Source organism: Streptomyces sp. CB00455 (assembly GCF_001905445.1).
In the GTDB taxonomy this organism is placed as follows: domain Bacteria; phylum Actinomycetota; class Actinomycetes; order Streptomycetales; family Streptomycetaceae; genus Streptomyces.
Genome location: NZ_LIVQ01000007.1, coordinates 411,156 through 423,407 on the forward strand (window position 1 = coordinate 411,156; position 12,252 = coordinate 423,407).

The 12,252-nt window shown below is 67.3% G+C and carries 15 protein-coding genes and 1 pseudogene; 9 read left to right on the forward strand and 7 right to left on the reverse strand.

Annotated features, from left to right (window positions below):
* Nucleotides 1–112: 112 nt before the first annotated feature.
* A complete protein-coding gene (locus AMK16_RS27300; protein WP_143196892.1) occupies nucleotides 113–352 on the forward strand; it encodes a hypothetical protein in 240 nt (79 codons plus the stop codon).
* Here the strand turns inward: AMK16_RS27300 and AMK16_RS27305 are convergent, their stop codons facing one another.
* Complete coding sequence (locus tag AMK16_RS27305) at nucleotides 353–583, reverse strand: hypothetical protein (protein WP_073919975.1); 231 nt, start codon at nucleotides 581–583, stop codon at nucleotides 353–355.
* A gap of 655 nt (nucleotides 584–1,238) precedes the next feature.
* Here AMK16_RS27305 and AMK16_RS36760 point away from each other — a divergent pair.
* The 3 genes from AMK16_RS36760 to AMK16_RS27320 all read left to right on the forward strand — a co-directional run bounded on the left by AMK16_RS36760 (nucleotide 1,239) and on the right by AMK16_RS27320 (nucleotide 4,077).
* Nucleotides 1,239–2,348, forward strand: coding sequence for a hypothetical protein (locus AMK16_RS36760; RefSeq protein WP_199885600.1), 1,110 nt, complete (start codon nucleotides 1,239–1,241; stop codon nucleotides 2,346–2,348).
* Nucleotides 2,345–2,848: a Pycsar system effector family protein gene (locus tag AMK16_RS27315; RefSeq protein ID WP_079191750.1), complete on the forward strand. Its 504-nt coding sequence runs from the start codon at nucleotides 2,345–2,347 to the stop codon at nucleotides 2,846–2,848. Before AMK16_RS36760 ends, AMK16_RS27315 begins: the two co-directional genes overlap by 4 nt.
* Nucleotides 2,849–3,078: 230 nt before the next feature.
* Complete coding sequence (locus AMK16_RS27320; RefSeq protein ID WP_158071249.1) at nucleotides 3,079–4,077, forward strand: DUF4238 domain-containing protein; 999 nt, start codon at nucleotides 3,079–3,081, stop codon at nucleotides 4,075–4,077.
* Between the two features lie 102 nt (nucleotides 4,078–4,179).
* Here the strand turns inward: AMK16_RS27320 and AMK16_RS27325 are convergent, their stop codons facing one another.
* The 3 genes from AMK16_RS27325 to AMK16_RS35965 form a co-directional block, all read right to left on the reverse strand.
* Nucleotides 4,180–4,398 (reverse strand): Helicase associated domain protein, encoded by a 219-nt coding sequence (locus tag AMK16_RS27325; RefSeq protein ID WP_079191752.1) that lies wholly within the window; start codon nucleotides 4,396–4,398, stop codon nucleotides 4,180–4,182.
* A 413-nt stretch (nucleotides 4,399–4,811) separates the two neighbouring features.
* Nucleotides 4,812–5,309: a hypothetical protein gene (locus AMK16_RS27330; RefSeq protein WP_073919978.1), complete on the reverse strand. Its 498-nt coding sequence runs from the start codon at nucleotides 5,307–5,309 to the stop codon at nucleotides 4,812–4,814.
* Between the two features lie 74 nt (nucleotides 5,310–5,383).
* The gene (locus tag AMK16_RS35965) at nucleotides 5,384–5,647 is read right to left on the reverse strand and encodes a hypothetical protein (protein ID WP_143196893.1); all 264 of its coding nucleotides are present in this window, start codon (nucleotides 5,645–5,647) and stop codon (nucleotides 5,384–5,386) included.
* Between the two features lie 134 nt (nucleotides 5,648–5,781).
* On the opposite strand from AMK16_RS35965, the gene AMK16_RS27335 reads away from it, so the two are divergent.
* On the forward strand, nucleotides 5,782–6,282 hold the full coding sequence (locus AMK16_RS27335; RefSeq protein WP_073919979.1) for a GNAT family N-acetyltransferase: 501 nt from the start codon (nucleotides 5,782–5,784) through the stop codon (nucleotides 6,280–6,282).
* Between the two features lie 289 nt (nucleotides 6,283–6,571).
* Here the strand turns inward: AMK16_RS27335 and AMK16_RS36340 are convergent, their stop codons facing one another.
* Both AMK16_RS36340 and AMK16_RS37660 read right to left on the reverse strand, forming a co-directional pair.
* Nucleotides 6,572–6,928 carry a transposase gene (locus tag AMK16_RS36340; protein WP_158071250.1) on the reverse strand — a complete coding sequence of 119 codons (357 nt, stop codon included), beginning with the start codon at nucleotides 6,926–6,928 and terminating at the stop codon, nucleotides 6,572–6,574.
* Complete coding sequence (locus AMK16_RS37660; protein ID WP_242438931.1) at nucleotides 6,925–7,251, reverse strand: transposase; 327 nt, start codon at nucleotides 7,249–7,251, stop codon at nucleotides 6,925–6,927. The genes AMK16_RS36340 and AMK16_RS37660 overlap by 4 nt, the downstream gene beginning before the upstream one ends.
* Before the next feature lie 18 nt (nucleotides 7,252–7,269).
* On the opposite strand from AMK16_RS37660, the pseudogene AMK16_RS34475 reads away from it, so the two are divergent.
* The 4 genes and pseudogenes from AMK16_RS34475 (at nucleotide 7,270) to AMK16_RS27370 (ending at nucleotide 10,809) form a co-directional block, all read left to right on the forward strand.
* Nucleotides 7,270–7,949: pseudogene (locus AMK16_RS34475) on the forward strand (IS5 family transposase).
* A 215-nt stretch (nucleotides 7,950–8,164) separates the two neighbouring features.
* Nucleotides 8,165–8,887 (forward strand): hypothetical protein, encoded by a 723-nt coding sequence (locus tag AMK16_RS27360; RefSeq protein WP_073919980.1) that lies wholly within the window; start codon nucleotides 8,165–8,167, stop codon nucleotides 8,885–8,887.
* Nucleotides 8,888–9,163: 276 nt separating this feature from the next.
* Nucleotides 9,164–9,556: a toxin-antitoxin system, toxin component gene (locus AMK16_RS27365; protein WP_242438932.1), complete on the forward strand. Its 393-nt coding sequence runs from the start codon at nucleotides 9,164–9,166 to the stop codon at nucleotides 9,554–9,556.
* On the forward strand, nucleotides 9,553–10,809 hold the full coding sequence (locus AMK16_RS27370; RefSeq protein WP_073919981.1) for a DUF6545 domain-containing protein: 1,257 nt from the start codon (nucleotides 9,553–9,555) through the stop codon (nucleotides 10,807–10,809). Before AMK16_RS27365 ends, AMK16_RS27370 begins: the two co-directional genes overlap by 4 nt.
* 757 nt (nucleotides 10,810–11,566) lie before the next feature.
* Here the strand turns inward: AMK16_RS27370 and AMK16_RS27375 are convergent.
* Nucleotides 11,567–11,962: a hypothetical protein gene (locus tag AMK16_RS27375; RefSeq protein WP_079191754.1), complete on the reverse strand. Its 396-nt coding sequence runs from the start codon at nucleotides 11,960–11,962 to the stop codon at nucleotides 11,567–11,569.
* Nucleotides 11,963–12,252: the final 290 nt, after the last annotated feature.

Genomic DNA, 12,252 nt, shown 5'->3' on the forward strand with positions numbered 1-12,252 from the left:
GCAGCACGCCTCTTGCGGCATCCCATCCGCGAACCCGAGAGGACATGCGACGTTGAACACCTCTTCAGCCGTGCCGCACGCCGGCGAAAGGGAGCAGAAGCCAGGTTGGTTCGTGACTGCGGCGCTCATCGGCGCACTGTCCCTGCTGCTCCGCCTCACTGACACCTGGTCCTGGTGGGCCTTCCTCTGGGCTCCATTGCTCGGCCTTGCCATCGGCTCCGCGACGTACGAGTGGCGGCTGACAGCCCGCAGCCGGTGGCGTATGCCCCCCATGGAGTGGGTGCTGCTGATCGTCGCGCACCTTGGCCTGGGCACATCACTGGCGGTTGTAGGCGGCTTCCTGCACCGCTGATCACGGACTGCCCCCGACGAATACTCCCAAGAATTGCTCCGCCACCTTGCTATGCCCGGGGAAGACGATGTTCTCGGCGAGTCGCAGCAGTAGGCAGGCCAGCTCCGGAGTGGCCGGCGTGCGGCCGGAGGCGTAGTTCCCGCCGCCCATCTGCAGAGCGAGGAGGTAGTCGAAAGCGCGGTCAACTTCCTCCGGAGTGAGCGGGGTGCGGCCTGGTATCAGGTACGGCATGGAGGTCTCCTCAACTGTCAGCCGCCGTGGGCATCACGGCGACCCCCTGAGGTTGAAGGAATCCGCCTGTGGACAGCGGCCCGAGATTTCTCCTCCCCTCGGAAATGGACAGACCCTGCGGACAAGGGGCCTTACCGGACCCCCTTGACCAGCGCCCCACTCGACGCTGGCTCCCCCCGCTGCCCCCCTTGACCAGGTCGACCGCACGGCCGCGAACGCCGCATCTCCCCTTGACCTGCCCTGCGACGGGCGACCGTCAGACAACGGTCAAGGGGTCCCCCTGCACGCTCTCCCTCCTCGGCCCCGGTGTGGGGCGGTGAATGACGAGAAGGAGACACGACGATGGCGACGATCCACTGCCACCCGGCAGACGGCACCCGGCCGCCGGCCCCGCCGGGCGCCGGGCTGGACGCGGGCAAGCCCTGCACTGGTTGGGCAAGCGGAAGTGGGCTCCTTGAGGGGGCACTTCAGTTCCTCCTTGGGGCACGCGAATCAGCGTGAAGACTACGACGTCACACCCCTCTTCTCCCCTCTTGTTGTCCGTGTGGGAGGAGATCATCGGGTTCCAGGGGGGCCCGGCGCCCTCCCGGACCAGGCAGGTTCGGCTTGCGGCCGACCGGTGCAGCTGGTCGCGTACGGCGAAGGGGCGGGGCTGATGGCAGGCAAGCGGCTGACGAATCCGGCGGGATCCTCGAATGACTTGCGGGGCGATGTGCTGCGCGTGCTGGGGGTGCTGAAGGTGGCTACGGCCGATCAGATCCAGCGGATCGCTGCACCGCACCTGACCTACCGGCACACCATGAAGGCGACCGCCTCCGAGCGCAAGACTGCCCGTACCGCCTCGCACGCGGGTGCGCTCTCCGATCTGCGCAAGCATGGTCTCGCCGAGAACGGCGGCACCACCCGGGTGGGGGAGACGCTGCGCAACCTGACCACCAAGGGCCTGGAAGCCGCCTCCTACGAGCTCGGACGCCCGCTCACGGAGATGGGCTCCACCGCTCGCGGTGCGGGCTCCAGCGGGGCCACCCACCCCATGGCCGTCAACGAGACCGTCATCGCCATGCTCCGCCCCAAGCCCGACCTCCGGCTGCTCACCGGGGAGCCGGCCGAAGCCAAGGCGGCCGCGCAGGCCGCCGTCGACGCCCCGGCCGGTATCGGCGCGATCGCCTCGTACGCGACGGAGGTCCCGCTGCCCGCTACCGGCACGTGGGGTGCGCCGGGCAAGGGCGGCGCCCAGGCCGACATCGCCGGCAAGGTCATCCGAGCCTCTCTGCGGACAGCGTCCACGATCATCAAGCGGCAGGGCGGCGAGATCCGCAGCTACGACGGTGACCGCGTCATGGGAATCTTCATCGGGAATTCGAAGAACTCGGATGTCGCGAAGGTCGGGCTCCAGATCCACTACGCGATCGACGAGATCGTCAAGTCAGCCCTGTACGCCGAGCTGCCGGAACTGAAGAGCGGCGGTTTCGTCCCGGAGATGTGTGTGGGCATCGCGTCAGGCGAAGCGTTCATCGCTCGTGCCGGTGTCCGGGACAGCAGCGACCTCGTCTCGATCGGCCGAGCTCCGAACGTGGCCGCCAAACTCAGCGACATCCGCGAGCCGGGCTACGGATACAGGACGTACATCACCGCCGACGTCTACGGGTGGCTCAACGAGGACTCCAAGCTCTGCAAAGGGGTGGACATGTGGAACTCCTACAGGCCCCAGATCGGTGGTGAATGGATGACGATCTACCGCTCCAGCTACTGGTGGTCCGTATGACCGCGCCCTCCGAGGCGGTGGACACCGCCTGGCGGATCCACGGCGCGCTCGGAGACTGGACGGCCCGGGTCGATGCCAAGGCGTCCTTCGCCCTTACCCTCGAATCCGCCGCCACGGCCGGGATCATCGCGCTGTCGGCAGACGACCGCCTGTTCGCTGATCTTCACGGCTGGAGCGCCCGTGTGCCGCTGTGGATCGGCACAGTCATCATCCTGGTCGGCGGAGTCTGGGCCATGTTGGTGGTCGTCCCCCGGCTCCGCTCGTCGAAGGACCTCGAAGCGGAAGCACCCAACCACTTCATCTACTTCGGGCACCTCCGGCACCGCGAGGTCACGGAACTGGCGACGGCCCTGCAGCACACCGACGTCCTGCCGGTGCTCAGCCAGCAGCTCATCAAGATGAGCGAGATCGCCTGGCGCAAGCACCGCTACGTGCAGTGCTCCTTCGTCTGCTTCGGCGTGGGAGCGTTCATCGTCTTCATCGCGGGCGTCATCGCCTGACTGCGCCACAACGACGGGCCGCGCGGAATTCGTGCGGCCCGTCGACGTGGGCCTTGAGGTTGACCGACTGAGGCGCGTGCGCGGCCCACGCGATTCCACGGTCGTCCGGCGGGATGTCCTCCGGTTCACTGTCAGCATCGGCTCGCGAACGACCACGTCATGCGGCTATGTCGTCTACGTGCCGGGAAATTCCGAGGTTGCTCGCCGCCGGGCCGCTTACGCTGAGTCTCGTGTCTGCACCGAAACTCCACCACTATGTGCCTCAGAGCTACCTGGCACGATTCGGGCGAGGCGACATGGTCAGGGTGAGGCGCCGATGCCCGCCGAAGACGCACCTCGCCAACGTCAAGAACGTCGCAGCCGAGACCGGCTTCTACACGATGACCGACGAGAACGGCATGCCCTCCACGGCCATCGAGCATGAGCTCAGCCGCCTGGAGGCGCAGGGCCTTGACGCCCTGCGCCGAATAGACGAGACGGGCATGCCTCCGGCCGTCGGTACCGACGACCGCGAGCTCCTCTGCCTCTACCTGGCTGTGCAGATGGCCCGGACCCCGCGGCAGCGCACGGGCCCGCTCTTCGGACGCAACGTCACCGCCTACGCGAACGGACGCGAGGTGGACCTGGCGCTGATGACCAAGTACCTCACACACAAGCATCTCGGTCACCCACCACGGGCGGCCGAAGCCCAAGGCGCCTGGGACTACTACCACGGTGCGCGAGCGATGAACGACGGCAACGACACCACTCACGACGAAGCGGTTGCCGTGACGCTCGGCTCCGTCCGGGTGTGCCTCCCGCAGTACCGCGCTCGGCACTGGCGACTCGAGACCAGCCGCAAGCCGAACTTCCTCACCTCCGACGCCCCGCTCGTACTCTGGCGCCCGGAAACCCGGAGTGACACCTACCAAGGGTTCGGCCTAGAGGGCGCTCATGAGATTAGGTTCCCGGTCAGTCCCACGGCCCAGCTCGTGCTCATCCCCGGCCAAGGCACCTCCGCGGAAGAGGTCAAGCTCAGCCGAGTGATCAGTTGCAACCAGGACCTCACGGACAGCTGCGAGCAGGTCATCGTTGGGCACCCGGACCGGCACACCGCGCTCGACAAGGTCCAACTGAGCAGGCGGGGGCCCACGCTGCGCTTCAACACGGCCCCCGGCATCCGGAAGAAGTCCGACGGCACGGAAGAGCCCATGGGCGACATCCTGCACATGTACACCACCCGTCGCTGAGACCTTTGGTGGGCCGGGCCGGCCCACCACTGCGCGGGTCCACCGGCGGAGCCGCCGCGCCGCGCCACTCGATCGCGAGCCCTGGAACCTACTGACACTCGACTAAGCCCAGCGCATTCCGATCGAGGAGAGTTGCTCCATCCGCTCCGGGGACAGCGTGGCGGCCCGGCGGCGCTGGTTGTCGACCCACGTCCCGAGTTTCAGCGGGACGTCCCGCTGGGCCTGGCCGTCGCCGCCGAGGGTGATGGTCTCGACGTGCTTGCGGGGCACCGTGAGGTGGCCCTCGCGGGCGAAGTACTGGGCTGCGGCGACGTAGTGCATCCCGATATCTCGACGCTGGCGAGTACAGCGTGAGCGCCTGTGGTCCCCATGAGCTGGCTCTTGGTGCTAACCCGTAGCCAGGATGGATGGGAGGTGCCCACAGGCTCAGCAGCCATGCGCAGAGTTCACCCTTGAGTGCAGACAAGATGAGCCAGTCGGATCGAGTTTCGAAAGGGAGACATCGATGGATGCCCAAAAAGACAGGGTGGGGGAGCGGAGCGGACCCCATGTTGGACGACTCTCGGCATGAGCATGAGCATGAGCATGAACGGGTGGCTTGGCGATGCTCACGGTGGAGATGTACCGGGCAGGTCCTGGGCGCTTGAGAATTCTTCAGGTCCAGATGAGCTCGTAGCTCACGCTTCAGCTCCGCAGAACATGCGGCGGTACGCCTCTCCGCTCCTTTGGGCTCGTCAGCAGCCCACGATCTCGTTGGCACAGCCCTGCACCTTCGTGGGGTCGAGGGTGTTGAGCTCCCAGACGATAAGGCCCATGGGGTCGCCGGACGCTGGTGCGGCTGTCATCGTGACGGGCGGGCCGGCGGGGAAGGTGATGCGTGCCGGGAGCTTGCGCGCGGTACCCGCGCAGGTGACGTCGACTTGTTTCTTCGAAGCTTCCCGGGTGATGGAGACCGTCACCTTACGCACGTCCGTGCTGTCGCAGACGATATCGAGACGGTAGGGCTTCTCGCCGCTCGTCTCCAGTTTCTCGTTCATGCCCGAACCGACGTGGGGAGAACCGAACCGCACACGTTGCGCTGAGGCGTGATCGTCCTTCAGGGCCGCTTGGGCACTTTGCAGGGCGTCGTCCGGCTCCGACACCGCCTCGGGGGCTGGGTCAACCCCCTGCCCGGTGCATCCGGCGAGAGCGGTGGCGACAGCCAGGAGGACGAGGAGCTTCGGTATGCGCACGGCGGTGTCCTTGGTTCGTGCAGTGGGGGGGCTCCGGTCCAGGCGAAGCCCCCACCGTCAGGAGGATTTAGTGGCTACGTCGGTACAGCTCTGGTCCACACACGTTGGCACAGGGGTCGTCCGGACGGACAGCGCCGTTTGCCGCGGCCGCGAAGCCTGCTGCGGCTGTCGGGCGCGTAGTCGTTCACTGCCTGGTTGTAGACGCGGATGATGTCCGCGTCGAACTGGGAGGAGTAGGACTCGTCGTCGATGGTGCCGCCTGTCTTCCATCCACCGATGACGCCGATCGCGTCTCCGCGCTTGCCGTCGAAGTTGCGAAGGAGGGGGCCGCCAGACACACCGCCGGCGTAGCCCGTGGAGGCGATTTTCAGCGAACTGGGATGTAGATGACGTCCGCGGCGACCTCTTGGGATTGTCTGCCGCCGGCGGAAACTCAGATGATCTGATCGCACCATCCGGTTAGGGTCGGGCAGTGCCCAAGCTGAAGCGGCTGCATGCCGGCCATGCCCCGGCGGTCCTGGCCTTCGAGCTGGCGAACCGCGCCTACTTCGCTGCCTCGGTCCCCGACCGCGGCAAGGACTTCTTCGACAGGTTCACCGACCGGTACAGCGCCCTGCTGACCGAGCAGGGAGCCGGCATCTGCGCCTTCTACGTGCTCGTTGCCGAGGACGGCTCGGTTCTGGGCCGGTTCAACCTGTACGACCTCGAGAACGGCACTGCTGAGGTCGGTTACCGGGTCGCGCAGCACGTCGCCGGCCGCGGCGTGGCGACCGCGACCGTCCGGGAACTGTGCCGGCTGGCGGTGGCACGGCACGGGTTGCGCACCCTTTGGGCGGGCACCTCCCACGAGAATGTCGCGTCCCAGAGGGTACTGATCAAGGCCGGGTTTGTCCTGGTTGACCCGGTCGACCCGGCCGATCTCGGTGGTAAGACAGGCCCGCGGTATCAGCGCGACTTGATACTGCAGCGGTAGACCGTGCTCCTGCTGGTGGACTGACTGCGGGAAGGCTGCGGCTACCGCTCGCTTAGGCGTTCGAGTTCTTGATGGGCCGGATAGCGGGCCGGTTCGCGCGGGTGGAGAGTGAACACGCCCGCCATCCCGCCCCGGTCGGGCCGATCCCGCTCACCTGCCACGAGACCTAGAAGGCTGATGAAGATCTTGATGGGGGGCTGTCCGGCCGGAGTCCGGGCAGGCCCTCGTGCTCAGGTGCCGGCTGGGGCGAGGTGCCAGGTGCCGTTGGTGTGGGTGAGTCCGAGGTTGATCAGTCGGCGGAGGTTGAGGGGCGGCTGCTCGAGTGTGGAGCCAGGTGTCGTTTTTGATGGTGCCGATGTATCGGAGCCTGCGGTTGCCTGGGTGGACGATCCAGGCGACTGCGCGTTCGACGGGGGCCCCAAGCGGCGGTAGTCGGCTTGCCAGTCGGGGTCGGTGGCGGCCTGCTGGCGGGCGGCCGCCTGCTGGTCTGGTGGGGGCGGATGGTCAGGACCCGGCCCGCTGCGGCCTTGGTGCACCGCTCGCGCAGGGGGCATCCGGTGCACAGGCCCTTGAAGGTGGCTCTGCGCTGATGGTGCTGGCCGCCGGGACCGGAGAGCGTGACGTTGTGCCCTTGGGGGCAGGTCACGGTCGCCGAGGCGGTGTCGATGGCGAAGTCGTCGAGGGTGAAACCGCCGGGAACGGCCGCCCGCAGTGGGGCAGGCTTGAGGAACAGCCGGTGCCCGGCCCGCTCGGCAGGCGTCGCCGGTGGAGTAGGCGGTGTCGCCGAAGGCGTGAACCGGCTGTTTCTTCGTCGTCGAGCAGGTCCAGGCCAACGGCCGCCTCTTGATTTTCGGCCCCTGAGCCGGGACGCAGCGCGACGGCGGTGAACAGGCCGGTCTCGGGCTCGACTACGAGGTGTGCCTTGTATCCGTCCTGCTGATGATTGCTAGGCCGTTTCCTTCGGATCATCTGATCGTTGGTTGATGTGTGTCGTTGACTGACGCGCAGTGGGCGCGGGTCGAGCCGTTGCTACCGGAGCGGACACCGAGGCGGGGCGGGCGATGGCGGGATCACCGGCAGGTGATCGACGCGATCGCCTTCAAGTACCGCACCGGCACTCCGTGGATGGACCTGCCCGAGCACTTCGGCTCATGGAAGGGCGCCCACAACCGCCTGCGCATGTGGGCCGCGGACGGCACCTGGGCAAAGGTCTTCACCGCGCTGATCGCCCAGGCCGACATCGAAGGGGACCTCGACTGGGTCGTCGCCGTCGATTCCACCATCGTCCGGGCTCATCAGCACGCCGCCGGGGCCCGTCAAAAGGGGTTCCGGCCGGCGACCCGCCGACCATGCCCTCGGACGGTCCCGCGGCGGACTGACCACGAAAATCCATCTGGCCGCCGACAGCCGTTGCCGACCGTCGGCGCGGGATCCGGGCGGTGATCCCACAGCCCTCCGACCAGGCCGCCAACCGCAAGCGTCTCGGCAGCCGCGGCGGCAGGCCACCGGCCTTCGACCGCGAGGCCTACAAGCAACGGAACACCGTCGAACGCTGCATCAACAAGCTCAAGCAATGGCGCGGCCTGGCCACTCGCTACGACAAGACCGCCACCATCTACCTCGCCGGACTCCACCTCGCCGCCATCTTCATCTGGTCAGCGAGATGATCCAAAGGAAACGGCCTAGCCGCCCCGCCCCCGTTACCCCATCGAGTGTGCTTGCACGGCATCTCGCCGCAGGTGCTGGGAGGCCTGGTGGTCGTCAGCCGTGAGGTGAAGCCCGAGTTCCCGTTGATGCCGGTAATCTTCGGTTGACATCAGCGGAGCATGCCGTCGCGCCGCGCTTTCGGTACGCCAGGCGGGATCAAGGGGAGGGAGTCAGCGTGGGTGAGGACACATCTCTCGATCTTGCGGCTACGGTCGAGCGGATCGTCTCTCTGGCCGAACGGGCCGGACGCGAGCGGGCCGACGTACTGCGTATCGAGGGGGAGGGCGGGCTGTCGTACGCCTCGGGGCTCCCGGTCCAGGACGTCGAAGCGTTGCTGCGCGGTGAGCCGCTCCCGTCCGCCGCGACAGGGGGTGGCCCCGTGGATCCGGTAGAGGAGCGTCATCGGCAGATCGTCGCAAGGATCCTGTTCTTGAGACGAACTCGCCTGAGGACGCTTGAGGGCGGCGGCCGCATTGGCTACACGCTCGCGGAGATCGCGGCGGGGGCAGGTACGAGTGCGCAGTGGCTCGACAAGATGATCAAGACGGGGAAGGCGCCGAACCTCGACCATGCGGCCGGGATCGCTGCCTTCTTCGGGGAGCGGATCGAATTCCTGGTGGATCCGCCGGCGAGGGCCCTGGACCGGGTGCTACAGCAGATTCACATGGATCTCCTGGAGCGCACGGTGGAGCGCCAGGACAAGGACCTCGCGGCCCTCAAAGAGGCCGATCCCACCGGGTACCTGAGGTCCGAGCTTGGGATTGTCGGTTACGCGGCGCGCGCTCTGGCAGATGTGCCGGAGGACACCGCCCAGCCCATCATCGCGCTCATCGAGTCCATCGCGAGGCGCTCGCGCGAGGAACGCGCGCGGGAGAATCGGGCGGACGCGGATAGTTAGCTGCCCGTGGCAGATTGACCGGTGTGGGTCACGGCCTCGGGGAGACTACGGCCACCTGTTGTTGGTATGGGAAAGGACGTTTCGGGGTGCCGGTACGTCCACGGAGGGGACAGGGGGGACGCGGTGGGAATCTCCCGCGACATGAAGCGTCATCGTGACGAATTAGTAGCCGCCGTAGGCGTGGGGGCGGACGGTCGGGTCCAGGATGGACCGGACGCGCTGCTGCGGAGGATGTGCTCGTACCTGACCGATAGCGGGGGGCGGGAGGTGCGACTGATGTTTGAGCCGTTTCCCCCCGACACGGTCAGCGGGCTCTGGCTCGACATGGGTGACCACGACCTGATCGTCGTAGAGGCGAACACTTCGCCTCTGCACCAGATCGTGATCATGGGACATGAACTGTGGCACCGCAAGGAGGGACGTTGCGGTCATCACGGCAGCGCCGCGGGGGCGGTAGCCGCCGCGCGCATGCTCGGCGATCGGTGGAGGGTCGAGGACGCCGTTGCCCACGTTGCCGCGCGAACGAATCCCGACCAGGACGAGGAACGGCGGGCTGAGAGGTTCGGCCACATGCTGGCCGCCAAGCTCCGGCCATACCTTGACGGCAGTGTCGGGGGCAGACCCGCCGACGGTGTAGCCGGCCGGATTTGGGCGTCACTGGAAGGATGACCGTGGACGAGGGCGTCAATAACTACATGGCGGCCGCCGTTATCGGTGTGGTCCTGCTGGCCAAACTTCCCGCGCTGATGCGGGGGTGGCGCAGGCCGATGGTCCGCGGCGTGAATGGGTTGCTCGCCCTGGGCGGGGCCGCGCACGTGTTCTCCGCGCCGCCCACTATCGTGGCGCTCAACCGGTTCACCGGAATCAGCAACTTTTCGGCGCCGCTGGTGTACTGCATCCTGGCGGCCTACTCATGCACCAGCTTGGTGCTGATGGAGAACTGGCGCGCGGACTCGACAGCCGATACCCGCACGCGGCGCCGCATCCGCGTCTGGACGTGGACCTGCTGCCCGGTTGCCGCGGCCATCGTGGTCTGCTTCTCCCTGGGGGAGGCACCGGTCGAGCGGACCAAAGACTTCGACACCTACTATGCGACCACCCCCTACATCCGCGAAATGATTGTCCTGTACCTGCTCACGCACACCGTCACGGCCTGCGCCACGGCAGTTCTGTGCTGGACATGGGCGCGGCGCATGCGCCAGCAGGTTCGGGGAGCACGGGATACCCGTGCGTCCGTGACCGTCCGATCCCTGCGGATCGGGCTGTCCTTCCTGATTTTCGCGTTCCTGGCCAACACCGCCTTCGGCGTGCTCAAGCTCGGAGCCGTCCTACGTCGCTGGTCGGGAGGCGACTGGGACGCGCTGAACGAGGTCGCGCAACGCTTCATCCCCTTCAACGCCATTGCGAGCATGATCGGGTTCCTGCTGCCGGTGTTCGCGCCGTGGCTGATAGAGCGAGTGTGGCGCCCGTGGTGCGCCTTCGCGTCCCTCGGACCACTCTGGCGAACAGTCCGGTCGCCCGACGACGCCAAGGGGAGGCGCGCTCTTGCCGCCGCGCCTTGGCGTTTCAGCCCCGAGCAGTTGCTGGTGTACCGCATGACGGGCATCCGCGACGAGATGCTGAGACTGCGTGCCTACTGCGACGATGACGTGCGCGAGGACGCTCGGCGTGAGGCGGCGGAGCGAGGCGCAGACGAGGGGGATGCGGTGGTCCTCGGCCTCGCGGCCATGTTCCAGGCCGCGGCTGCCGACCGTGCCCGCAGGACACCAGTGGGAAGGGAGCAAAGTACCCGGGCGGCGGCCGCGTTGCTGGCGGCCGAGTCCGGGCAGCGCGAACTCATGACCCGGATGTCCCGGGCCATGAAGACGTGGCGAAGTCCGCGGCCCGCCTCCGCGTCGCTGGGGCCGGCCGGAGCCCGGTAACGAGGCAGCGGTCCCGGATGGCCGCCAACCCTGGCCGGGGCCCGCGGCGTCGGCGTAGAAGTGAACGGCTCTGTGTTGCTCCTGTGATGCCGTGCGGCGGCTGAACTGGGTAGCCTCAGGTGTGCGGTGCCGGGGGTTCGGTAGGGTCCTTTCGCGTCCGTCGTGTGTGGTGAAGCCGACTGCTCCTCGCGCTCCTGGAGCGCGGTGGAGGCCGCCGCGGCCAGGCACCGGGCGCAGGTTTTCCGCGCGCAGGCGAGAGCCACATCTTGAAGTCGCAGTCCTACTGCGAAAAGCAGCCGGCCTGACAGGCGCCACGCCGTCCGCGGCGAAGCCGCGTACCGGCCGGGTGGCTCGTACGACGGGCCGAGGCCTGTCTCCCGCCACATCCGTTACCGGTTTTTCGGCCCGTTCGCGCCCCAGGCCCTGGACCTCGGTGACCGCGCGAAGGCGTTGGAACGGCTCGGCGTCAACCGGCTCGCACGCCGCCGGCACCTGCGTCCTCACCGCAAGGTTCCTGTTTTTTGTGTTCGGAGCGCGTTTCGGCCCGCGTATCCGGCGCCCCCGCGCCCGCGGCACGAAGGCAGAGACTTTGCAGAGTGCGCGAGCAGTGACCGCGTATCAGGATACGAAGGCCGAGTACCGGGACCCCGCGGAGCGGCTCGCGGACGCCCTGCCCCGCGCACCGCTACCGACGGACCAGGGTCCGTCGCCTGTCGAGGTCTGCCTGGCGTGCGCCGCCCTTCTCGATGCCGGCGTCCTACCTGCTGGTCCGGATCTCCATGAGGGTGAAGTCGCGCGTCTGCGGGTCGGTGCTCTCGCCCACCGATGTCCAGACGTCCTTCGGGATGTCGAAGGACTGCTCCTGCGTGCCGGTGGTCATATCGATGTGAGCGGAGTATCCGCTGCTCTTGACGGTGTAGACGGAAGGGATCTCCAGAGCCAGGTACCCCTTGGAGCCGGAGACCTTGAAGCAGACCCGTTCCACGTCGCGTGACCAGACCTCGAACAGCCCTGGTGTGCCGCACTCCGCGAGGACGATGTGGCCGTCACCTCGCTTGAGGACGATCTTCTTCTCGGCGAGGATCTTGTCGGCGTTGGGGTAGCCGAAGTCCTCGATGGCAAAGCCCGGGCCTTCCTCGGCTACCGACTGCATCGCGTGCGCTGCCGCGCCTCCCCCGCCCGCCGAGCTATCGACCGCCAGCCATGACAGAGCGCCAGCCGCGGCAACCACGGCCATCACGCGCACGAATGTCCTGCGTTCCTTCATTTTTTCCCCAAGCATGGATTGCCGGCTTCGCCGGAACAGGTGTGTGCTGCACAGGTGAAGGCCCGTTGCATATCCCAATGGACGTAGCTGCACGGGCTGCTCCCTCGTGGAAGTCCCCCACTTCCAACGGGATCTTAACCGGACGGCCAGCAGATAAAGCAAGCTCATAAAACGCG